Annotated in this window: 21 protein-coding genes and 1 pseudogene; 17 read left to right on the forward strand and 5 right to left on the reverse strand. The window is 71.4% G+C overall.

What is annotated here, in order from left to right:
* Entirely contained in the window at positions 1–2,475 is a 2,475-nt protein-coding gene (locus B1L11_RS27715) for a glycoside hydrolase family 48 protein (RefSeq protein ID WP_079317578.1), read from the reverse strand.
* Positions 2,476–2,842: 367 nt separating this feature from the next.
* On the opposite strand from B1L11_RS27715, the gene B1L11_RS27720 reads away from it, so the two are divergent.
* Genes B1L11_RS27720 through B1L11_RS27730 form a run of 3 tightly spaced genes read left to right on the forward strand, consistent with a single transcriptional unit; the run spans position 2,843 to position 5,110 of the window.
* Entirely contained in the window at positions 2,843–3,220 is a 378-nt protein-coding gene (locus B1L11_RS27720; protein WP_079317580.1) for a phage holin family protein, read from the forward strand.
* 16 nt (positions 3,221–3,236) lie between these two features.
* Positions 3,237–4,109: a DUF3618 domain-containing protein gene (locus B1L11_RS27725; protein ID WP_079317582.1), complete on the forward strand. Its 873-nt coding sequence runs from the start codon at positions 3,237–3,239 to the stop codon at positions 4,107–4,109.
* On the forward strand, positions 4,106–5,110 hold the full coding sequence (locus tag B1L11_RS27730; RefSeq protein ID WP_079317584.1) for a YihY/virulence factor BrkB family protein: 1,005 nt from the start codon (positions 4,106–4,108) through the stop codon (positions 5,108–5,110). The genes B1L11_RS27725 and B1L11_RS27730 overlap by 4 nt, the downstream gene beginning before the upstream one ends.
* 73 nt (positions 5,111–5,183) lie before the next feature.
* Here B1L11_RS27730 and B1L11_RS27735 read toward each other — a convergent pair whose 3' ends face one another.
* Positions 5,184–5,807 (reverse strand): ABATE domain-containing protein, encoded by a 624-nt coding sequence (locus B1L11_RS27735; protein WP_079317586.1) that lies wholly within the window; start codon positions 5,805–5,807, stop codon positions 5,184–5,186.
* Between the two features lie 84 nt (positions 5,808–5,891).
* Between B1L11_RS27735 and B1L11_RS52095 the strand changes: the two genes are divergently transcribed.
* Together B1L11_RS52095 and B1L11_RS27740 are read left to right on the forward strand one after the other, a co-directional pair.
* Complete coding sequence (locus tag B1L11_RS52095; RefSeq protein WP_256862942.1) at positions 5,892–6,020, forward strand: hypothetical protein; 129 nt, start codon at positions 5,892–5,894, stop codon at positions 6,018–6,020.
* Positions 6,017–6,922, forward strand: a complete 906-nt coding sequence (locus tag B1L11_RS27740; RefSeq protein WP_079317588.1) for a phosphotriesterase — start codon at positions 6,017–6,019, stop codon at positions 6,920–6,922. The genes B1L11_RS52095 and B1L11_RS27740 overlap by 4 nt, the downstream gene beginning before the upstream one ends.
* A gap of 227 nt (positions 6,923–7,149) precedes the next feature.
* Here the strand turns inward: B1L11_RS27740 and B1L11_RS47165 are convergent, their stop codons facing one another.
* Positions 7,150–7,296 (reverse strand): hypothetical protein, encoded by a 147-nt coding sequence (locus B1L11_RS47165; RefSeq protein ID WP_179155350.1) that lies wholly within the window; start codon positions 7,294–7,296, stop codon positions 7,150–7,152.
* Between the two features lie 214 nt (positions 7,297–7,510).
* Here B1L11_RS47165 and B1L11_RS27745 point away from each other — a divergent pair, with 214 nt between their 5' ends.
* The 11 genes from B1L11_RS27745 to B1L11_RS27795 all read left to right on the forward strand — a co-directional run bounded on the left by B1L11_RS27745 (position 7,511) and on the right by B1L11_RS27795 (position 17,533).
* Positions 7,511–8,029, forward strand: coding sequence for a MaoC family dehydratase (locus B1L11_RS27745; protein WP_079317590.1), 519 nt, complete (start codon positions 7,511–7,513; stop codon positions 8,027–8,029).
* Positions 8,029–9,189, forward strand: a complete 1,161-nt coding sequence (locus B1L11_RS27750) for an acyl-CoA dehydrogenase family protein (RefSeq protein ID WP_079317592.1) — start codon at positions 8,029–8,031, stop codon at positions 9,187–9,189. The genes B1L11_RS27745 and B1L11_RS27750 overlap by 1 nt, the downstream gene beginning before the upstream one ends.
* On the forward strand, positions 9,186–9,632 hold the full coding sequence (locus B1L11_RS27755; protein WP_306291720.1) for an HIT family protein: 447 nt from the start codon (positions 9,186–9,188) through the stop codon (positions 9,630–9,632). Before B1L11_RS27750 ends, B1L11_RS27755 begins: the two co-directional genes overlap by 4 nt.
* Positions 9,633–9,642: 10 nt before the next feature.
* The gene (locus tag B1L11_RS27760) at positions 9,643–10,548 is read left to right on the forward strand and encodes a haloalkane dehalogenase (protein ID WP_079317594.1); all 906 of its coding nucleotides are present in this window, start codon (positions 9,643–9,645) and stop codon (positions 10,546–10,548) included.
* Positions 10,549–10,628: 80 nt separating this feature from the next.
* Complete coding sequence (locus tag B1L11_RS27765; RefSeq protein WP_079317596.1) at positions 10,629–11,807, forward strand: sensor histidine kinase; 1,179 nt, start codon at positions 10,629–10,631, stop codon at positions 11,805–11,807.
* 110 nt (positions 11,808–11,917) lie between these two features.
* Positions 11,918–12,667: a LytTR family DNA-binding domain-containing protein gene (locus tag B1L11_RS27770; protein ID WP_079317622.1), complete on the forward strand. Its 750-nt coding sequence runs from the start codon at positions 11,918–11,920 to the stop codon at positions 12,665–12,667.
* Between the two features lie 18 nt (positions 12,668–12,685).
* Positions 12,686–13,120 carry a hypothetical protein gene (locus B1L11_RS27775; protein ID WP_256862943.1) on the forward strand — a complete coding sequence of 145 codons (435 nt, stop codon included), beginning with the start codon at positions 12,686–12,688 and terminating at the stop codon, positions 13,118–13,120.
* 52 nt (positions 13,121–13,172) lie between these two features.
* Positions 13,173–14,618, forward strand: a complete 1,446-nt coding sequence (locus tag B1L11_RS27780; RefSeq protein ID WP_079317624.1) for a cation acetate symporter — start codon at positions 13,173–13,175, stop codon at positions 14,616–14,618.
* A gap of 203 nt (positions 14,619–14,821) precedes the next feature.
* Entirely contained in the window at positions 14,822–15,166 is a 345-nt protein-coding gene (locus tag B1L11_RS27785; protein WP_079317598.1) for a DUF485 domain-containing protein, read from the forward strand.
* A complete protein-coding gene (locus B1L11_RS27790; protein WP_079317600.1) occupies positions 15,163–16,773 on the forward strand; it encodes a cation acetate symporter in 1,611 nt (536 codons plus the stop codon). The genes B1L11_RS27785 and B1L11_RS27790 overlap by 4 nt, the downstream gene beginning before the upstream one ends.
* 160 nt (positions 16,774–16,933) lie before the next feature.
* Positions 16,934–17,533 carry a TetR/AcrR family transcriptional regulator gene (locus B1L11_RS27795; protein WP_256862945.1) on the forward strand — a complete coding sequence of 200 codons (600 nt, stop codon included), beginning with the start codon at positions 16,934–16,936 and terminating at the stop codon, positions 17,531–17,533.
* A gap of 67 nt (positions 17,534–17,600) precedes the next feature.
* On the opposite strand, the gene B1L11_RS27800 is transcribed toward B1L11_RS27795, so the two are convergent.
* Complete coding sequence (locus B1L11_RS27800; RefSeq protein ID WP_079317604.1) at positions 17,601–19,154, reverse strand: wax ester/triacylglycerol synthase family O-acyltransferase; 1,554 nt, start codon at positions 19,152–19,154, stop codon at positions 17,601–17,603.
* 280 nt (positions 19,155–19,434) lie between these two features.
* A pseudogene (locus tag B1L11_RS27805) lies at positions 19,435–20,248 on the reverse strand (SAM-dependent methyltransferase).
* A gap of 307 nt (positions 20,249–20,555) precedes the next feature.
* Here B1L11_RS27805 and B1L11_RS27810 point away from each other — a divergent pair.
* Entirely contained in the window at positions 20,556–21,380 is an 825-nt protein-coding gene (locus B1L11_RS27810; RefSeq protein ID WP_079317628.1) for a helix-turn-helix transcriptional regulator, read from the forward strand.

Here is a 21,380-nt window from a genome sequence, read left to right on the forward strand (position 1 = left end):
TCAGCCGTTGGGGAAGAGCAGGCCGTACTGTCCGAGCGCGGTGGCCACGTCGGTCTGCGCCCAGAAGCGGTGGTAGCGGAAGACCGGCGCCGATCCGCCGTTCAGGTACGACTGGACCTTCGGCCAGTCCGGGTCGTTCTTGTACCAGGACCGGATGGAGATGAAGGTCGAGTTGCTGTTGATCGGGTCGCCGTTCGGCATCTTGCCGCTCCAGCCGGACGGGACGTAGATCGGGTCGTCGAGGCGGTTGTAGTCGGCCTTGGTCTCGTTGACCGACACGCCCTTGGCGTCCTGGTTGTTCTTCCAGATGCCGTCGAGCAGCGCCTTGGCCGTGCTCTTGGCCTGGGCGTTGCCCGACTTGGCCGCGTAGAACATCAGCGTCTTGGCGTACGAACCGGCCACGCCGATGTCGTCGGTGTAGTCGGCGATGGTCACGTGCAGGCCGGTGTTGGCCGGCGGCATGCCCGTGCCGCTGAAGCTGGCGTCCGGCTGGCCGGTCCACCGCAGCGTCGACGGGATCTGGAAGGTGCCGTCGGAGTTGATCGTGGTGCCGGCCAGCGCCCAGGCGACCCACTTGTCGAGGATGCTCTTGGCGTCGGCGTTGCCCGTGGCGTAGTAGTACTCGGCCACGCGCTCCATCGACCACGCCTGGAAGCCGAACCACTGGTTGGACGGCGGGTCGTGGTAGACCGGCTGCCAGTCATAGGCCATGCCGAAGAACTTCGGCAGCCCCGACGGCGGGGCGGCGTAGTGGCCCTCCCAGCTGTTGGTCGCGCCACCGGCGATGCCGCCCTCGGCCGACTGCAGCCACTTGTAGAACTGCAGCTGGCGGGTGAGGCTGGTCGACCAGTCGGTGACCGCGGTCGCGCCCTTGGGCTTCAGCGCGCTGACGTTCGACAGCGCCCAGGCCGCCATCGGGTTCTGGTAGCCCGAGTGGTTGTGGCTGGAACCGATGCGCCAGGCCCAGCCGGCCGACGTGTCGTACGCGCCGCCCCAGGCGTAGTACCAGGACAGCAGGTAGTTCGACGCGTTCTTGCCGGTGCCCGCCGGGCAGGAGGTGCTGGTGCAGTTCGGCTGCTTGAAGTACTTGTCGTACATCGAGTAGCGCAGGTAGTCACCCATCTTCGCGGCGTTGGCCACCGCGGTGGAGATCTGCGACTGCTTGCCCTGCTCGGTCGCCCAGGTCAGCGCCCAGTAGGCGGCCTGGACGGCGCGGGCGTCGGCGTCCGGCGCGTTGGTGTACTTCCACTGCTTGGCGTAGCTGCTGTCGCCGGTGAACAGGTCGAGGTACCCGTTCGGGCCGCCGAACTTGAAGGTGTCGCACGACGGCTGAGGGATGGTCTCGAAGACCGACTCCTCGGGCCCGCGCTGGTAGGTGTTGATGTACGCCGGCTTGGTGGTGCCGTCGCCGCAGCGGCCGTAGCCGTAGACGTTGTCGACGTCCAGCAGCCAGTGCATACCGTAGATGTCGGAGGTGCCGTAGGCGGACTTCAGCTCGCCCGCGATCGGGTCGCTGCCGACGCTGACGCTGTTGTCCAGCTTCGACGGGTACTGGCTGATGTCGTTCCACTCACCCGCGTACGTCGCCGGCTTGCTGGCGTCGTACTTGTCGTTGGTGGGCTGGTCGGCGTGCGACGGGATGATGTACTTCTCCATCGTCGTCCACGCGGTGTTGAACTTCGTCCAGTCACCGGTGATCTTGCCGTACATCGCCTCCAGCCACAGGTAGTAGCTGAACGCCTCGGACGTCGTCTCGTGGCCCTGGTCGGGAGCCTCCACGAGCAGCGTCTCGACCGAGTGGTACGGCACGCCCTGCGGCGAGAAGTACCCGTTGGCCGGGTCGTGGATCTTGTTGTACATCGTCATGAAGTTGTTGATGTACTGGTTGTTCCCCGGCGAGGGGCTCGTCGACGGCGACGCGGAGGGCGACGCCGAAGGCGAGGCGGAGGGGGACGCCGAGGGGGACGCCGAGGGCGACGCGGACGGGGACGCGGACGGGCTGACCGAGGGGCTCGGGGACGGGCTGACGGTCGCCCCACAGGTCACGCCGTTGATGGAGAACGAGGCGGGCTTGCCGTTGCTGCCCGACCACGTTCCCTGGAACCCGATGTTGGTCGTGGCGCCGGTGCCGAGGTTCCCGTTCCACGACATGTTCGTGGCGGTGACGGTGGCGCCGCTCTGGCTCCAGTTCGCCGACCAGCCGTTCGACAGCTTCTGCCCGTTGGGGAAGTCGAACTTGAGGGTCCAGTTGCTGATCGGGTCGCCCAGGTTCTTGATGTCCAGGCTGGCCGTGAAGCCGCCCGATCCGGAACCCCAGGAGTTGAGCGCGTATTGGACGTCGCAGGCCACGGCGGCGGACGCGGGAGTCTGCGCCAGCCCGACGAGGAGGCCGCCCGACACGGAGGCGGCCGCCAGCAGGGCGAGCCGTCTCCGCGATCGTGGGAGCGCTCCCGTACTCAGAGCTCTCGTTCGCATTTGAGGAGGGTCTCCAAAAGTGGGTTGGGGGTGGGAGCATCGGGTGAAGAAATGCCAGGTGGCGGATTCCGTGGCCGATGCGGGCAAGGGTGGATCTGAACCGATACGATGGGAGCGCTCCCACCACAGGATTGTGGATTGGACCCCCGGTATGTCAATGACGGGTTGCCGAGACCTCACGCGGTGACGCCCTCGGGCGGTGAGCCGGGGCCCCTTGCTGGCCTTTTGCCCGCCTACGGCGGATGTGGCACTGATTCATAACTGAAACTTTCATCTGTAACAGCCTGGCCGTTCACCCCGGCGAGGCCCGTGGTTAGGGCTCTCGGCTGCGGGTAGGCGCTTCCCAACCCTGGAAGGGAGGCAGGCCATGACCATCCAGAAGGAGTCGCCGTCCACGGGCGAACTCGTCCGCCGGCTGTCCGAGGACGTTTCCCGGCTGATCCGCGACGAACTGCGGCTGGCGCGGCTGGAAATGACTCGCAAGGGCAAACGCGCGGGCATGGGCGCGGGCCTGCTCGGCGCCGCGGGTCTGATCGCGTTCTACGGCGGAGGAGCCCTCGTGGCCACGGCGATCCTGGCGCTCGCGCTGGTGCTGCCGGCCTGGGCCAGCGCCCTGATCATAGGCGCCGCGCTGCTGGCGCTCGCCGGGCTGATCGCCCTGGTGGGCAAGGAGCAGGTGTCCCGGGCGGCGCGCCCACTCCCGACGAGGCGATGCGCAGCCTCAAAGCAGACATCGACGTCATGAAGGAGAGTGCGCGCAGATGACCGAGACCGACCCCGGAGCGGCCCGGCCGAACGCCGGGACCGTGGGTGTGCACAGACAGGACGTGTCCGAGCCGGTCACCGAGCCGGAGTCGCTGAACGCCGTACGGCAGTCGCGGCCCGGTCCCGAGCCCGTCGCCGCGGCCCGGGACACCGAGACCGGACGGGAACACGAGGAGAAGGGGCACGACGAGATCGCCGAGGTCCGCCAGGAGATCGAGCGGACCCGCGACCATCTCGGCGACACTATCGAGGCCCTGGCCGCCAAGGCCGACGTGAAGGGGCGGGTGCAGGAACGCGTGCACGCGACGACCGCGGCCGCGCGGACCAGGGTGGCCGGTGTCACCGGGCGCGTACGCGAGGCGACGCCGGAGCCGCTGCGCGGAGCCGCCGGCAAGGTCGGCGAGCAGGCGAAGCGCCGTTCCGGCCTGATCGCCGCCGCCGGAGCCGCGGGCACCGCGCTGCTGCTGCTCCGCCGGATCACCCGGAGCCAGGGCCGTACGGCGAGGCCCGGCGTGTCCGGCATGCTCCAGAAGCCGGGCATCTCCGGCAAGGCAGGCACGCGGGGGATCCGCGGCCTCGGCAGCGCACGCATGGGCAGGGGGATGTTCGGCACCTCCGGCAAGATCGGCATGCCGCGTGGCGGTGCCCGCACGTTCGGCGCCAGGAGCAGGTTCGGCGGCATTGGCCCGCTCGGCGGCAAGGGGACGTTCGGCGGGAAGAGAACGCGTGGCATGAGCATGTTCGGCCGCAAGGGCATGTTCGGCGGGACGAGCATGCGCGGCATGTTCGGCCGGTCCGGCATGTTCGGCGGTCGCCGGATGTTCCCGCAGGCACGTCGCACGCTCATGCGGAGGTTCGCGCACCGATGACCGACCCCGAGGACGAGCAGGGGCCGCTGGAGAGGCTGTCGCGCCGCGACTGGATCGGAGTCGTCAAGCGCACGGCCAAGGAGTTCAAGGAGGACAACGTCCCCGACTGGGCGGCCTCGCTGACGTACTACGCCGTCCTTTCGATCTTCCCCGGGCTCATCGTGCTGGTGTCGATACTCGGCCTGCTGGGGCAGAGCGCCACCGACCCGCTGCTCGGGAACATCAAGTCACTGACGCCGGGGCCGGTCCAGCAGATGCTGCAGACCGGCCTCGCCAACGTCCAGGAGCACCAGGGCACCGCCGGGGTGTTCGCCGTCACGGGTCTGCTGCTCGCGCTGTGGGCGGCCTCCGGCTACATGGGAGCGTTCATCCGGGCGACCAACGCGATCTTCGATATCCGCGAGGGCCGTCCGTTCTGGAAGGTGACCCCGCTCCGGGTGGGGCTGACGCTCCTGTTGGTGATCCTGATGGCGGCCTCCGTGCTCGCCGTCACCTTCACCGGTCGCCTCGCCGAGATCGCGGGGAACCTGCTCGGCCTCGGGCCCGCCGCGGTGACGGTCTGGGGCATCGTGAAGTGGCCGGTCCTCGTGCTGCTCGCGGCGGGAATGATCACCCTGCTCTACTACGCCGCGCCCAACGTCCGCCAGCCCGGCGTGCGGTGGCTCAGCCCCGGCAGCCTGTTCGCCGTCGTGGCCTGGGTCGTGGTGTCCGCCGGCTTCGGGCTGTACGTCGCGCGGTTCGGCTCCTACAACAAGACGTACGGCACGCTCGCGGCCGTGGTCGTCTTCCTCATCTGGCTGTGGCTGTCGAACCTCGTCATCCTCAGCGGCGCGGAACTCGACGCCGAGCTCCAGCGCGGCCGGAGGATCGCCGAGGGCGAGTCCCCCGCGGAGCCGTACGTCGACCCCCGTGATCCCCCGAAGAACCCCGAGCCCGAGGAAGGGCTGAGCGAGGTTCCCGAGCCCCGGCGCGAAGAGCGCCAGGAAGCCGACGCGCCGTAGGCGGTGCGCCCGCGGTATCGAAGCCCCCGACCGAGAGATATCTGAGAGAGGCCCGGCCCGTGCCGGGCCTCTCTCATGACCGCGGCGCCGGTGTCCGGCCGTCGTCCGCGCCGGACGGGGTGGCCGTGGTGGTGGACGGGGCGGCGTTGCGGCGAGCGCGCAGCGCGCGGACCCTGCCCCGGCTCGCGCACGCGGGGGACGGGCACCAGCGCCGGCGCCCCGGCGGGTCGACGAAGACGCCCCTGCAGTCGGGTTCGGGGCAGCTCTTCAGGGCCAGCCGGTCGGAGCCGGTCATGTGGTCCACCGCCTGGCGGGCGATCCGGGCCAGGGCGTGCGCCGTGGTCGCCGGGGGCTCGCGCCGCAGCCGGTCGTCCGCGCTGAGCCGGACGGGGTCGTCGTGCTCGCCGAGGAAGGCGGCCAGGTGGGCCACGGCGTCCGCCGGTGGCGGCCGCTCCTCGACGGTGGCCAGCGCGAGCGTACGCAGCGCCTCCCGCAGCGCCCACGTGCGGTGCAGGTCGTCCTGGCCGGGTGGCCGGGCCGGGGACAGCTCGCACCGCTCCAGCCATTCCGCCAGGCGGGCGGGAGTGGCCAGCCGTTCGACCGGCGCCGCGCTGAACGTGCGGCCTGTGGTGGCGAGCAGGTTCAACCAGACGGCGCCGCAGTCGAAGCGGAAGGCGAGCTTGTCGTCATTGGTCACGAGACCAGGGTAACGCTTCAGCCGTTACATCCACTACAGTCCTCCTCGTAACGCCCAAAGCGTTACGTCCATGAGGAGTGGGACATGACGACGAGGCAGGCGCCGCCGGAGCGGCTGACATGGACCCGGCCGGACCGCGAGGAGGGATGCCGGCTGCTCGGTCTCCTGCGCGACGAGGCGCTCGGCGACGCGGAGCGGGAGTCCGGACGATGACGGCGACCGTCCGCACCGTGCTCGGGGACGTACCACCCGAGGACCTTGGGGTCTGTGACTCCCACGACCATCTGTTCTTCGCCTCGCCGGCCCTGCCCGGTCAGGAGCTGGACGACGCCGGGGCCGCGCTCGCCGAGCTCGACGCCTTCGCCGCTCTCGGCGGGCGTGCGGTGGTGCAGTGGACCCCCTGGGGCTTGGGGCCGCGAGCGGGAGAGTTGCCGGGCCTGTCCCGGCGGTCCGGCGTGCACATCGTGTCCGCCACCGGTCTGCACCAGGCCAGGCACTACGACCCGGACGAACTGCGGCGCGTCCGCGGCGGGCTGGCCGGCCTGTTCGTCCGCGAGCTCACCGCCGCCCCCGTGAGAGCGGGCCTGATCAAGGTCGCCGGCGCCTACCATCGGCTCGACGACCACGCGCGGCACGTCATGGCCGCCGCCGCCGAGGCGCACCACGTCACAGACGCGCCCATCGGCGTCCACCTGGAGGCCGGAACCGCGGCCATGGACGTGCTCGACCTGCTGTGCCGTACGCACGGGGTCCCTCCGCGCCGCGTGATCCTCGGGCACCTGCACCGGTTCCCGGACACGCGCGTCCACCGGGAGGCCGCCGAGGCCGGTGCGTTCCTGGCGTTCGACGGTCCGTCGCGGGCGCATCACGGCGGCGACTGGCGCCTGCTGGACTGCCTCGAGGCGCTGGCCGGCGCGGGACACTCCCGCCAGATCCTGCTCGGCGGTGACACGGTCACCGCGGCGGCCCGGTCCGGCGCGGACGGTCCCGGCATGCCGTTCCTGCTCGGCGGCCTGCGCCCGCGGATCGAGCGGGAGCTCGGCCCGGGGGTCGCCTCGGCGATCTTCGTCGACAATCCGGCCCGGGCGTTCGCCGCCCACTGGCGGCGGCCATGAACCCGGGAGAAGCCCGGCCGGCGCAGGCCCCGCCTTCTCGACCAGGAGAAAGGACGGGGCCGGGTCCGCTCAGCAGCAGTGCACCATGTCCGCGCTGGCGGGGGTGGACGATGCCGCGGTGATGGCGGCGGTGATGCCGATCGACATGAGGGCGGTGAGTACGGCGGTGGCGATGCGGCGGCGCATAAGAGCTCCTTTTCCGGGTTTGAGCCTGGGTGTCGGTTAGGTCAGCAGCAGTGCGCATCGTCTGCGCTGGCGGGGGTGGACGATGCCGCGGTGATGGCGGCGGTGACGCCGATGGACATGAGGGCGGTGAGTACGGCGGCGGCGATGCGGCGGCGCATGACGAGCTCCTTCTTGCCTGCGATGTACACGGGTGCGGGACTCCGCCGCGTCCGGCGAAGTCGTCGCGAAGCGATCCCCACTGTTGGAGGTGCGGGCTGTGGACGCCAGGTATCCGGATGTCCGGAAAAATTCGGAACGCTGCCGCTTTGCCGAATTTCGGCGATGGAACAACGGCGAACAGGACGCGTGACGGCGCGGACCGGGCTCACCCCGCCGGGAGCTGATCCAGAATAGTATTCTGGTGTGACGGTCCATGAAGCCCGCATCGGGCGCTACTACGAGGACTTCGTGGTCGGCGACGTCTACCAGCACCCGCTCGGCCGGACGATCAGCGAGGCCGACAACACCTGGTTCACGCTGCTGACGATGAACACCAACCAGAACCATTTCAACGCGCACTTCGCCGCTCGGGCTCCGGTCGGAAAGATCATCGTGAACTCGGGGCTCTCGGTGGCGATCGTGCTCGGGCTGTCGGTCATCGACGTCAGCCAGACGGCCATGATGAACCTCGGCTGGGACGAGATCCGGCTGACCCATCCGGTCTTCGTGGGCGACACGCTGTACGCCGAGTCGATCGTGGTGGACAAGCGCGAGTCGAAGTCCCGGCCGTACGCCGGCATCGTCACCTGCCGCACCCGCGGCCTGAACCAGGACGGGGACGAGGTGATGTCGTGGCGGCGCGCGGTGATGGTCTACAGGCGCGACGCGCCGCACGACAAGGGGTACTTCCCGCGCGCCAAGACCGGCCCGATGGAGGCGTAGTGGACTTCGAGCTGAACGAGGAGCAGCGGCTGTTCCGGCAGACGCTGCGGGAGTTCGTGGACAAGGAGATCGTCCCCGTCGCGTCCGAGTGGGAGCGCACCGGGCGCTATCCGGAGGAGATCGTCCGGCGGTTCGCACAACTGGGACTGTTCGGCATCACCGTCCCGGAGGAGTACGGCGGGCTCGACCTCGACCGGGTGTCGTTCGCCCTCGTCTTCGAGGAGATCGCCCGGGGCTGGATGGGCGTGGCGGGCATCCTCGGCTCCCACTCCCTGTCCACCTGGATGATCGCTAAGTACGGCACCGAGGAGCAGCGCCGCCACTACCTGCCCGACCTGGCCACCGGCGCCCGCCGCACCGGGATCGCGCTGACCGAGCCGGGCGCGGGCACTGATCTGCAGGGCATCGCCACCCGGGCGGTCCGCGACGGCGACCACTACGTCGTCACCGGGACCAAGACGTGGATCACCAACGCGCGGCACGCCGACCCGCTGCCCGTCCTGGTGAAGACCTCGATCGAGACGCCCGCCCACCGCGGGATGTCGGTGCTGCTGGTGGACGCGGGCAGCGAGGGCCTGACCGTCAGCCGCGACCTGCCCAAGCTGGGCTACAAGGGCACCGAGACGTGCGAGGTCGTCCTCGACGGCGTGCGGGTGCCGGCGTCGCGGCTGCTCGGCGGCACTGAGGGGCGCGGCATGCAGCAGGTGTTGTCGGCGCTCGAACTCGGCCGTCTCAACATCGCCGCCCGGGCGGTCGGCGTCGCCCAGTGCGCCTACGACGCGGCCCTGGGCTACGCCCGCGAACGGCAGGCGTTCGGGCAGCCGATCGCCGGCTTCCAGGCGATCCAGCTCAAGCTGGCCGACATGGCGACCGACATCCAGGCGGCCAGGCTCATGACGTACTGGGCCGCCGTGCGGTCGGAGGCGGGGCCGGTGCGCAGCGAGGCCGCGATGGCGAAGTACTTCGCCTCGGAGGTGGCGCTCAGGGTGACGATGGAGGCGATGCGGGTCCACGGCGGATACGGCTACTCGCAGGAGTTCGTGGTCGAGCGTCTCTATCGGGACGCGCCGCTCATGGCGATCGGGGAGGGCACCAACGACGTGCAGCGGCTGATCATCGCCAAGGCCCTCGTCGAGGGCGACGCCACGCTCGGCTGGTGACCGTGGACGGCTGCGTGTTCTGCGAGATCGCGGCGGGGGAGCGGCCCGCCCACGTGGTGCTCGACGACGAGGTGGCGGCGGCCTTCCTCGACACCCGGCCGGTGTTCAAGGGCCACGTGCTCGTCGTGCCGCGGGGCCACGTCGAGACCCTGCCGGACCTTCCGGCGGAGGAGGTCGGACCGTTCTTCGCCCGGGTCCAGGCCGTCGCGCGGGCGGTCGAGGCGGGCACCGGCGCGGCCGGCACATTCGTCGCGATGAACAACCGGATCAGTCAGAGCGTGCCCCACCTGCACGTCCACGTCGTGCCGCGCAACCGCAAGGACGGCCTGCGCGGCTTCTTCTGGCCTCGGGTCAAGTACGACGGCGACGCCGAGATCGGGGACTACGCCGCCCGCATCCGCGCCGCCCTGGACGAGCCTCCCGCCCGTGAATCTACAACGTAAAGGCCAAGGCATGGACTTTCTGCGCACCCCCGACGAGCGCTTCGCCGATCTGCCCGGCTTCCCCTACGAACCCCGCTACGCCGAGGTCATCGGCGGCGCCCGCATGGCGTACGTCGAGGCGGGCCCGGCGGACGGCCCGCCGGTGCTGCTGCTGCACGGGGAGCCGAGCTGGTCGTTCCTCTACCGGCACGTGATGGCCGTGCTGGCCGAGGCGGGCTGCCGGGCCGTCGCCCCCGACCTGCTGGGCTTCGGCCGGTCGGACAAGCCGTCCCGCCCGGAGGACCACTCGTACGCCCGGCACGTGGAGTGGACGCGGTCGCTCGCCTTCGACGCGCTCGACCTGCGCGGCGTGACGCTGGTCGGCCAGGACTGGGGCGGGCTGATCGGGCTGCGGCTCGTGGCCGAGCACCCGGACCGCTTCGCCCGGGTCGTCGCCGCCAACACCGGCCTGCCGACCGGCGACATCCCGATGCCCGAGGTGTGGCACCGCTTCCGGGAGGCCGTCGAGAAGGCGCCCGTGCTCGACATCGCCCGGTTCATCCAGTCGGGCTGCGTCACCGCGCTGCCCGAGCCCGTACGGCGGGCCTACGACGCGCCGTTCCCCTCGGAGGAGTTCAAGGCGGGGCCGCGGGCGATGCCGGGTCTGGTGCCGATCACCCCCGACGACCCGGCCGCTCCCGCCAACCGCGCCGCCTGGCAGACGCTCGTCACCCTCGACCTGCCGTTCCTCGTCGCGTTCTCCGACCGCGACCCCATCACCGGCGGGATGGCGCCGATCCTGAAGAAGTCCATGCGCGGCGCGGCCGGGCTCGACCACCCCGTCATCGCCGGCGCCGGCCACTTCCTGCAGGAGGACGCCGGCCGCGAGCTGGGCGAGGCCGTCGCCGCCTTCGTCCGCCAGACCTCCGACCGGTAGGCCGCCCCGCCCTTCTCTCCGATCGCCCCTGCGGGCCGGGCGCGTCGTCCCCACCCGGCTCGGGAGTAGGCTGCGGCGGCGTGGAACCGGTCGTCACCGCGCTCGTCGTCGCCGTCCTCGTCGCCGTGCCGGCCGTCGTGCTGTGGCGGGTGCTGCGCGGCCGGCGGGACCTCGGCAGCAGCCCCGCCGAGCGGGCGACGTTCGAGACGCTGCACACCGCGTCGCTGGCCGCGCCGCCGCTGCGCGCCGGGCTGACCCAGGCCGGGGCCCTCAAGGCGTCACGGCACCTGCGTGAGCTGCTCGGCTCCCCGGCCATCGCCATCACCAACGGCGAGGAGTTGCTCGTCTACGACGGCGCGGGCGACCACCACGCGGCCGAGGCGTTCGAGCACGCCGCGGAGACGCTGAAGGACGGCCGCACCCAGGTGCTCGCGCTCGACTGCCCGCGGCCAGAGTGCCCCGTCAGGCATGCCGTCGTCGTGCCGCTCACCACCGACGACCGCGTCGTCGGCTCGCTCGCGGCGTACGGCGACCACGCCTCGGCCGGGCTCGTGCGGGCGGCGCAGGAGGTCGCGCGGTGGGTCGACTCCCAGCTGGAGCTGGCCGAGCTCGACCGGTCCCGGACGATGCTGATGGAGGCGGAGGTCCGGGCGCTGCGGGCGCAGATCTCGCCCCACTTCATCTACAACTCGCTGACCACCATCGCGTCGTTCGTCCGCACCGACCCCGAGCGGGCCAGGGAGCTGCTGCTGGAGTTCGCCGACTTCACCCGCTACTCCTTCCGGCGGCACGGCGACTTCACCACGCTGGCCGAGGAACTGCGCTCGATCGACCGCTATCTCACGCTCGAGCGGGCCAGGTTCGGCGACCAGCTCCAGGTCACGCTGCGCATCGCGCCGGAGGTGCTGCCCGTGGCCGTGCCGTTCCTGTGCCTGCAGCCGCTGGTGGAGAACGCCGTACGGCACGGCCTGGAGGCCAAGCCGGGGGTGGGCCGCATCGCGATCGTCGCCGAGGACGCGGGCGCGGAGTGCGGCATCACCGTCGAGGACGACGGCGTCGGCATGGACCCGGAACGGCTGCGGCGGGTGCTCGCCGGGGAGGACCGCTCGGGCGCGGGCGGCATCGGCGTGGCCAACGTGGACGAGCGGCTGCGCCAGGTCTACGGCGACGAGTACGGCCTGGTGGTGGAGACTGGCGAGGGCGCCGGCACCAAGGTCACCGTGCGGATCCCCAAGTATCACCCCGGCGTCCAGACCTGAGTCGAGGATCGCCGCGATCCCAGCCGTGATGCGGTCGTGATGGGGAGGCGTTGACTTCCGCACGTTCCGGTCATCACTCTCTAGGGGATCGGTCGGTGAAAGGGGTGATCGTGAGCGGTCTGCGGGTTCTGGCGGTGGACGACGAGCAGCCCGCGCTGGAGGACGTCGCCTACCTGCTGCGCGCGGATCCCCGCATCGGCGACGTGCTCACCGCCCGCGACGGGGCCGCCGCGCTCCGGCTGCTCGACCGCGCCATCGCGGACGGCAGGCCGGTGGACGCGGTCTTCCTCGACATCCGCATGCGCGGGCTCGACGGGGTGGTGCTGGGCCGGCTGCTGACCCAGTTCACCCGGCCCCCGAAGATCGTTTTCGTGACGGCGTACGAGGACCACGCCGTGGACGCCTTCGAGCTGAAGGCCGAGGACTACCTGCTCAAGCCCGTACGGCCGGAGCGGCTCGCCGAGGCGATCCGCCGGGTGTGCGGCAGCCGGGGCGATCCTGGGGATGGGCCGCAGGCGGACACGATCCCGGTCGAGCTGGGCGGCGTCACCCGGTTCGTGGCGAGCACCGAAGTGCGCTACGTCGAGGCGCAGGGCGACTACGCCCGGCTGCACACGGCGACCGGCAGCCACCTGGTCCGCATCCCGCTGGCCACGCTGGAGGAACGCTGGGCCTCGGCCGGGTTCCTGCGCGTCCACCGCAGCCACCTCGTCGCGGTCAAGCACATCGACGAGCTGCACATCGACTCGGGCAAGTGCGTGGTGCGGGTGGGGGACACCGAGATCCCGGTGAGCCGCCGCCACACCCGGGAGCTGCGCGACCTGCTCGTCCGCCGGGCTCGCAGAGGCCAGACCCGGTGAGCGGACGGTGAGGGCGCGATGACCGGCAAGCCCCGCAGGGCGGCGGCGACCGGCACGCGCGGACAGGGCGAGGGGGCGGCGACGACCGGAAAGCCCCGCAGGGTGGTGGTGACCAGTCCGCGCACGGCGGCGGCCCGCAGGCCGCGGCACCCGCTCACCCGGGAGATCGACGAGCAGACCCGTCTGGGCGAGGTCTACATGGGCTCCCTGGTGCGGACCCAGTTCCGCCTGGCGTTGTTCGTGTGCAGCCTGCTGGCCTGCGTCGTGGGCGGGTTGCCGCTGCTGTTCCTGCTGGCCCCGGAGCTGCGCGCGGCCGAGCTGTTCGGGCTGCCGCTGCCCTGGGTCGTGCTCGCGGGCCTGATCTACCCCGCGCTCGTCGGGGGCGCCTGGCTGTACGTGCGGCAGGCCGAGCGCAACGAGCGCGACTTCGCCGACCTCGTGGAGCGCCGGTGAGGACACCACGGACGGTGCGCGGGTGAGCCAGATCGCCGCGGTCGTCCTGGTGATGCTGGCGACCGTCCTCATCGGGGCGTTCGGCATCCGGGTGTCCCGCACCACGTCGGACTTCTACGTCGCCTCCCGCACGGTCTCGCCCCTGTGGAACGCCTCGGCCATCGGCGGGGAGTACCTGTCGGCGGCCTCCTTCCTCGGCATCGCGGGACTGATCCTCACCTTCGGCGCGGACATGCTGTGGCTGCCGGTCGGCTGGACCGGCGGCTACCTCGTGCTGCTGGTGCTGGTGTCGGCGCCGCTGCGGCGGTCGGGGGCCTACACGCTGCCCGACTTCGCCGAGGCGCGGCTGGAGTCGATGGCGGTGCGGCGGCTGTCGAGCGTGCTCGTCGTGCTGATCGGCTGGCTGTACCTCATGCCGCAGTTCCAGAGCGCCGGGCTGGTCTTCCGTGCGATCACCGGGGCGCCGCCGTGGACGGGCAGCCTGCTCGTGGCGGTGGTGGTCGCGACCAACGTGCTGTCGGGCGGCATGCGGTCGATCACGTTCGTCCAGGCGTTCCAGTACTGGCTGAAGCTGACCGCGCTGGCGGTTCCGCTGGCGTTCATGCTGGTGGCCTGGTGGTCCGACGGAAGGCCGGGGCTCGCCCCGGGCGACGAGTGGGTGCTGCCGCTCCACGGCCGCGACCACCCGGTCTACGAGACGTACTCGCTGATCCTGGCGACGTTCCTCGGGACGATGGGGCTGCCGCACGTGCTCGTCCGCTTCTACACCAATCCGGACGGCCGGGCCGCCCGCCGCACCACGCTCGTCGTCCTGACGCTGCTCGGCGCCTTCTACCTGATGCCCGCGGTGTACGGCTACCTCGGCCACGTCTACGGCATGCCGGAGAGCGACACCGTGGTCATCGCGCTGCCGGGGCGGCTGGTGGGCGGGCCGGTGGGCCAGTTCCTGACCGCGCTGGTGACCGCGGGGGCGTTCGCGGCGTTCCTGTCGACCTCGTCGGGCCTGACGGTGTCGGTCGCCGGGGTGATCGCGCAGGACATCCTGCGCGGCGGGGTGCGCGCGTTCCGAGTCGCGACCGTGCTCGCGGTGCTCGTGCCGTTCGCGCTCGCGGGCGTGGCCAGGTCGCTGCCGGTGGCGACCGTGGTGGGGCTGGCGTTCGCCGTGGCCGCCTCGTCGTTCTGCCCGCTGCTCGTGCTCGGCATCTGGTGGCGCAGGCTGACGACGGCGGGGGCGATGGCCGGGCTGCTGGCCGGGGGAGGGCTGGCCTGCGCGGCGGTGGCGATCACGATCATCGGCGGCCCGCACACCGGGTGGGCGGGGTCGCTGCTGGCAGAGCCGGCGGCCTGGACGGTGCCCGTGTCGTTCTCGGTCATGGTGGTGGTGTCGCTGCTGACGCCGTCGAGAGTGCCGCGCGGCGTGGCGCGCACGATGGTCCGCCTGCACACGCCGGAGACGCTGAACGTCGACCGGGGCGACTGGCGACCGCGTTTCATGTAGTCCTGTTGTTCGCGTGCGCGGCGCGTTTCATGTAACGCGGTGCGTGACCGCTCGGCGCGTACAACCGACCACTCGTCGCACCGATGCGCCATGTGAACGAGCGGGCGGTACGGCTGGGCGACTCGGCGGCCCCCGGGACTCGTCGGCGGACACGGCGCGCTCCTACGTTGAAGTGATCCAGATCACTTGCCGAAGGAGATCTTGTGACCGTCCAGCACGATCCATCGGTCTACGAGCGTATACAAGCGGGTGAGCAGTTCCAGGAGCTGCGCCGCCGCTACCGGTCCTGGGCCTTCCCCATGACCATCGCCTTCCTGGTGTGGTACCTGCTCTACGTCGTGTTGTCCGGCTTCGCCCGGGACTTCATGGGCACCAAGTTGTTCGGCAACATCAACGTCGCCCTGGTCTTCGGTGTGCTGCAGTTCGTGTCGACGTTCCTGATCGCGTGGGCGTACTCGCGGCACGCGGCGGCCAAGCTCGACCCGATCGCCGACGAACTGCGCGGCGCGACCGAGAGCCGCGACGAGGTCGGGGAGGGCGCCAAGTGAGTCACGAGACGCTGTCCACGATCCTCTTCCTGGTCTTCGTCGCCCTCACGCTGGCGATCACGTTCTGGGCCAGCCGCAACACCAAGAGCGCGGCGGACTTCTACGCCGGCGGCCGGTCGTTCAGCGGCCTGCAGAACGGCCTGGCGATCGGCGGCGACTACATGTCGGCCGCGTCGTTCCTCGGCATCGCCGGCATCATCGCGCTGTCGGGCTACGACGGCTTCCTCTACTCGATCGGCTTCCTCGTCGCCTGGCTGGTGGCGCTGCTGCTCGTCGCCGAGCTGATGCGCAACTCCGGCAAGTACACGATGGCCGACGTGCTCGCGTTCCGGATGTCGCCGCGCCCTGTCCGTACGGCGGCCGGCGTGTCCACGATCGTCGTCAGCATCTTCTACCTGCTCGCGCAGATGGTCGGCGCGGGCGCGCTCGTCGGCCTGCTGCTCGGCGTCCACTCCGAGGCCGGAAAGATCTGGACGATCATCGCGGTCGGCCTGCTGATGATCATCTATGTGGTCTTCGGCGGCATGAAGGGCACCACCTGGGTGCAGATCGTCAAGGCCGTCATGCTGATGGTCGGCGCCGCGCTGATCACCCTGCTGGTGCTCGGCAAGTTCGGCTTCAACCTGTCCGGGCTGCTCGGCGACGCCGCCACCCAGAGCGGCAAGGGCGACGCCTTCCTCAACGCGGGCCTCAAGTACGGCACCGCCGCGCAGGGGACCTGGGGCAAGATCGACCTGATCAGCCTCGGCCTCGCGCTGGTGCTCGGCACCGCCGGTCTGCCGCACGTCCTCATCCGCTTCTACACGGTGCCGACCGCCAGGGACGCCCGTAAGTCGGTCCTTTGGGGCATCGGCATCATCGGCGTGTTCTACCTGCTGACGCTGGTGCTCGGCTTCGGCGCCGCCGCCCTGGTGGGCTCGAAGACGATCGCCGCGGCCGACAAGGCCGGCAACACGGCGGCCCCGCTGCTCGCCCAGAAGGTGGGCCAGGACATCTTCGGCGACGTCGGCGGCACGGTCCTGCTGGCGGTCATCGCGGCGGTCGCGTTCGCCACGATCCTCGCGGTGGTCGCGGGCCTGACCCTCGCGTCCTCCTCCAGCTTCGCCCACGACCTGTACGCCCATGTGTTCAAGCGGGGCGCCGCCACCGAGCGCCAGGAGGTAGTGGTCGCCCGCGTCGCCGCGTTCGTGATCGGCGCGGTCGCGATCGCGCTGAGCATCTTCGCCCAGTCGCTCAACGTGGCCTTCCTCGTGTCGCTGGCCTTCGCGGTCGCCGCGTCGGGCAACCTGCCGGCGATCCTCTACAGCCTGTTCTGGAAGAGGTTCAACACGGCGGGCGCGGTCTCGGCCATCTACGGCGGCCTGATCTCCGCCGTGGTGCTGGTGATCTTCTCCCCGGTCGTCTCCGGCGCGCCGACGGCGATGGTCCCCGACGCCGACTTCCACCTGATCCCGCTGTCGAACCCGGGCATCTTCTCGATTCCGATCGGCTTCCTGTGCGGCTACCTCGGCACGATCCTGAGCAAGGAGTACAACGCGTCGAAGTACGCCGAGATCGAGGTCCGCTCGCTCACCGGCCTCGGCGCCGAGCGGGCCACGGGTCACTGACGCCGGCTCCCGGCCACACGTCGCCGGTTTCCCGGCGGTGCCACCCACCGCCGCCGGGGAGCCGGCGCACTCATATACGCCCGGTCGCCGGCCGGGCGTATGCCTGCCCTGTCCCTCGCGTCATGGTGTTGGGGCACCCACTCTGGTTATGGTTCGGTCCGTGGACAGCCCTCTCCAGACCGCCAAGGCGTGGTCGCGCTCGCGGAGAAGGAAGCAGCCGCCCGACGGCGACGCCCGCACGCGCATTCTCGACGCCGCCGAGGAACTGTTCGCGGGCGGCGGCTACGAGGCCACGCCGACCGCGCGCATCGCCGAACTCGCCGGCGTGCCCAAGGGCCTGGTCTTCCACTACTTCCCCCGCAAGATCGACGTACTGATCTCGCTGGTGGACGAGCGGACCGTGGTGATCGAGGAGGAGGTCGAGGCGGTCCCCGGCGACGCGGCCGGCGCGCTGTCACGGCTCGCCCGCAGGCTGCCGCTGCGCGCGTCCCCCGCGATGCGGCGCATCCTGTTCCGGGAGGCCGACACCCACCTGTCCGTACGGGAGCGCCTGGGCCGCCTGAACACCGAGATCATCCGCCGGGCCAGGTTCGCCCTGGAGCTCGCCCTGCCGGGCGGGCGCGGTGACGCCGCCCGGCTGGAGGCCGCCGCCGCGACCTTCGCCGCGGTCCTGCTGTACCAGGAGAGCATCTCCCTGCTCACCGGCCATCACATCGACCCCGACGCGGTCGCCGAACTGATCGCCAACGCCCTGCACTGACGCGGGCCGCACCCCTTCCCGGCGCGCCTGTCTCGCGCGCCGCCCCCGGCGCGACTCCGGACGGTCGTCAGGCGGGGACCATCTCCTCCCGCTCCTGCCGCTCCTCCAGGGGCCGTACGGCAGCCGCGTCGCCCTGCGGGGCATCGTGCGGGGAGTCGTCGAGCAGGGCCAGGAGTTCGTCCATCGCCTCGCGCAGGTGGCCGATCATGCTCCAGACGTCCGGCAACCGGGTCGGGCAGGCGACGACGCCGAAGTCCAGCCGCCCGTCGTACGACGCGCAGGTGATGCTGATCCCCCCGGTGGCGTCGGTGACCACCGACAGAGGGTGGTAGGCGAGCATCCGGGCGCCGCACAGGTACAGCGGCAGGCGGGGACCGGGCACGTTCGACACGATGAGGTTGACGCCCGCCCCCGCCACCCCGGCGAGGCGGAAGACCACCGGCGTGGCCAGCGCCGCGAAGGCGTTCGGCACCATCGCGCACACGTCGTCCAGCCAGGTGCGGTGGGAGACGGCGAAGCGCCGCTTGGCGGCGGCCAGCGTCGAGCGGACGGCCGCCAGGCGCTCCCTGGGGGAGGCGACGTCCGTGGCCAGCGGCGTGATCATCGCCGAGATCCGGTTGCCGACCCGCCCGTCCGCGGCGTCCCGGGACGACCCGCCCGCGCCCGGCGACCGCAACGCCACCGGCACGGCCGCCACCAGTGGCCGGTCGGGCAACGCGTCGTGGGCGAGCAGCCAGCGCCGCAGCGCCGAGGCGCACAGCGTCATCACCACGTCGTTCGGGCCCATGCCGAAGGCCCTGGCCACCCTCCTGACCTCCGCCAGCGGCACCGAGCCGAGGGCGACCTCCCTCATGCCGGAGATCGGGCCGTTGAACGGCGTGCGCGGCGCGACCAGCGGCGGCGTCTCGGGCAGCGGGCGCGAGTCTCCCGCGAGCGCGCGGGCGGCCTGGGCCACGAGCCGGGCGTCGGGCAGCGCCGCCACCACCGGGATCGCGTCCAGGTCGGCGGCGGCGCGGGCCAGCGAGCAGAGCGTCTCCACCGGCTGGACGATCGACCGGGTGATCGCCCCGGCGAGCATCGTGAGCAGCCCGGGCGGCTGCGGCGACACCGGGGCCGGGGGCGCCTCCACCCGGCGCGGCTGCGGTGACGGATCGAGCAGCGCGGTCAGGATCTCCGAGCCCGACACGCCGTCGATCGCACAGTGGTGCACCTTCGTGTAGAGGGCGCATCGGCCGCCCTCCAGGCCGTGGATGAGGTGCGCCTCCCACAGCGGCCGCCCGCGGTCGAGCCGCCGCGCGTGGACGCCCGCCACGTACGCCGCCAGTTCCCGTTCCCCGCCGGGCGCCGGGAGGGTGGTCTCGTGCACGTGCGCGTCGAGGTCCACGTCCGGGTCGTCCAGCCAGTACGGCCGGTCGAGCCCGAAGGGCACGTCGGCCAGCCGCATCCGCAGCGGCGGGGCGAGGTGCAGCCGTTCACGCAGCAGGGCGAGCAGGGCCTCCCTGGTCAGGGCTCCGGAGGGCGAGGTCGACGGGTCGAGTATGGCGACACCCGCCACATGGGCCGCGGTCGTCGCCGACTCCACGCTCAGGAACTGCGCGTCGAGTGCCGTCAACTGGCGCATCTCGTCATCCTCCCGCTCACGCCGCCCGATCCGCCGGTCCGCGGCCGGTCCCGCCGCCCGGGACCGCCACCTGGGATGCGGCCCCGGCGCCGGGCGTCGTCGCCGGGAGCCGCGCACCCGCGGCGATCCCTGGCGCACGATAATCACCCGCCTGCGCACCGTGACCATCATCGCCGCGCCGCGTTACCGCCGCATTTCTCCCACGTGCCGCCGGGGGATGTTCAGGCGCGCCCGTGACCGGCGCAGGGGGAACCGGCGTCGTCCGCGAGGTGCGTCCGGGCTAAGGTTTGCGCGCGACGCCGCCGAAGCAGGCCACCTCGCGGGGCTCGCCCCACGGGTTGTCCTCCGACCGCCACCGCGACACCGACACGATGCCGGGTTCGAGCAGTTCCAGGCCGGTGAAGTAGCCCTCGATCTGCTCGGGGCTTCGCGGTGTGTAGGGGGTGGCGCCGCTGCCCGCGTTGTAGCGGCCGAGCGCCTCGACGTACGCCGGGTCTGTCGGAGCCGTCGTAGAGCGCGAGATAACTGCCCGAGGGCAGGGCCGCCAGCAGCCGGCTCACGATGTCCCGCGCCTCGTCGTAGTCCGCCACCAGGCCGAGGATGCCCATCAGCATCAGCGCGGTCGGGCGTTCGAAGTCGAGCGTCCTGGCCGCCTCCCGCAGGATGCGGCCGGGGTCGCGCACGTCGGCCTCGATGTAGTCGGTGGCCCCCTCGGGCGTGCTGGTCAGCAGCGCCTGGGCGTGCACCAGCACCAGGGGGTCGTTGTCGACGTAGACGATCCGGGACGCCGGGGCCAGCCGCTGGGCGACCTCGTGGGTGTTGTCGACGGTGGGCAGACCCGTGCCGATGTCCAGGAACTGTCGGATTCCCGCCTCACCGGCGAGGTATCCGACGGTGCGCACGAGCATCTGCCGGGACTGGCGGGCGATGTCCACCATCCCGGGGAAGACGGCGCGGATCCGTTCCCCCGCCTCTCTGTCGACGGGGTAGTGGTCCTTGCCGCCGAGGAAGTAGTTCCAGACGCGAGCCGAGTGCGGCACGCTGCTGTCGATCCTGCGGACGCCGGGATCGTCGGCGGGAGGGGTGTCACTCATGGGGGCCTCGGAGTGGTCGGAACGGAGAGACGACCGCACCCGCGTCAGTGATCTCCGCTCGTGGCAGATCGCGCGTCGCGCCCATCCTTTCCGATCAAGCCCCGGCACGCAACACATCGGCCGGGGTTGAAAGCACGATTACGGTCGCGTTCACCCCGATACCATCCCGTCCCGGAGGCGTCGGCGTACGGCCGGCGCCGGCGAGACCCGTATCGGGGAGGACAGGGATGATCTCGGCTCGACCGGAGGCGGCGACTTCTCCGGACGGACTGCCGGTTCAGCCGCGGGGCGGCCGACGGTGGTGCGCATGATGCTCGGGGCCCAGCTACGCCGGCTCCGGGAGGCCAGGAACATCACCCGTGAGCAGGCCGGGCACGCGATCCGCGCCTCCACCTCGAAGATCTGCCGGCTGGAGCTGGGCCGCACTCCCTTCAAACGGCGCGACGTGGCCGACCTGCTCACCCTGTACGGCGTCGTCGACAGCGGCGAACGCGAGACGATGCTGGCGCTCGCCGAGCAAGCCGGCACCCCCGGCTGGTGGCACCAGTACAACGACCTGCTGCCCGGCTGGTTCGAGGTCTACGTCGGGCTGGAGGAGGCGGCGGCCACCATCCGCACGTACGAGGTCCAGTTCGTGCACAGCCTGTTGCAGACCGAGGACTACGCGCGCGCGGCGATCCGGCTGCGGCATCGCGGGACGCCCGAGCACGACGTCGAGCGCCGCGTCGGCCTGCGCATGCGGCGTCAGCGGCTCCTGGACCAGGCCGACGGCCCCCGGCTGTGGTCGGTGGTGGACGAGTCGGCGCTGCGCCGTCCCCTGGGCGGCCGGGCCGTGCAGCGCCGCCAGATCGAGCACCTGATCGAGGCCGCCGCGCGTCCGGACGTCACCCTGCAGATCCTGCCCTTCCGGGCCGGTGGTCACCCCGCCGTGGGCGGCCCGTTCACCATCCTGCGGTTCGCCGAGCCCGACCTGCCCGACGTCGTCTACCTCGAACAGCTCAGCAGCGCGCTGTACCTCGACAAGCAGGAGGACGTGGACGACTACACGGCGGTGATGAACGACCTCAGCGTGCAGGCCGAGTCGGCCCGCGACACCGTGACCATGCTGCGCGCGATGCTTGAGGAGCTGTGA

This window comes from Microbispora sp. GKU 823, from assembly GCF_002027145.1.
Lineage (GTDB): Bacteria > Actinomycetota > Actinomycetes > Streptosporangiales > Streptosporangiaceae > Microbispora > Microbispora siamensis.

Excerpts from the sequence above, each read along its gene's own strand:
- B1L11_RS27780 (WP_079317624.1), top strand. The coding sequence starts at position 13,173 with ATGCTGGCGACCGTCCTCATCGGGGCGTTCGGCATCCGGGTGTCCCGC.
- B1L11_RS27800 (WP_079317604.1), bottom strand. The coding sequence starts at position 19,154 with ATGCGCCAGTTGACGGCACTCGACGCGCAGTTCCTGAGCGTGGAGTCG.
- B1L11_RS52095 (WP_256862942.1), top strand. The coding sequence starts at position 5,892 with ATGACGACGAGGCAGGCGCCGCCGGAGCGGCTGACATGGACCCGGCCG.
- B1L11_RS27725 (WP_079317582.1), top strand. The coding sequence starts at position 3,237 with ATGACCGAGACCGACCCCGGAGCGGCCCGGCCGAACGCCGGGACCGTG.
- B1L11_RS27810 (WP_079317628.1), top strand. The coding sequence starts at position 20,556 with ATGATGCTCGGGGCCCAGCTACGCCGGCTCCGGGAGGCCAGGAACATC.
- B1L11_RS27715 (WP_079317578.1), bottom strand. The coding sequence starts at position 2,475 with ATGCGAACGAGAGCTCTGAGTACGGGAGCGCTCCCACGATCGCGGAGA.
- B1L11_RS27760 (WP_079317594.1), top strand. The coding sequence starts at position 9,643 with ATGGACTTTCTGCGCACCCCCGACGAGCGCTTCGCCGATCTGCCCGGC.
- B1L11_RS27730 (WP_079317584.1), top strand. The coding sequence starts at position 4,106 with ATGACCGACCCCGAGGACGAGCAGGGGCCGCTGGAGAGGCTGTCGCGC.
- B1L11_RS27720 (WP_079317580.1), top strand. The coding sequence starts at position 2,843 with ATGACCATCCAGAAGGAGTCGCCGTCCACGGGCGAACTCGTCCGCCGG.
- B1L11_RS27775 (WP_256862943.1), top strand. The coding sequence starts at position 12,686 with ATGACCGGCAAGCCCCGCAGGGCGGCGGCGACCGGCACGCGCGGACAG.
- B1L11_RS27740 (WP_079317588.1), top strand. The coding sequence starts at position 6,017 with ATGACGGCGACCGTCCGCACCGTGCTCGGGGACGTACCACCCGAGGAC.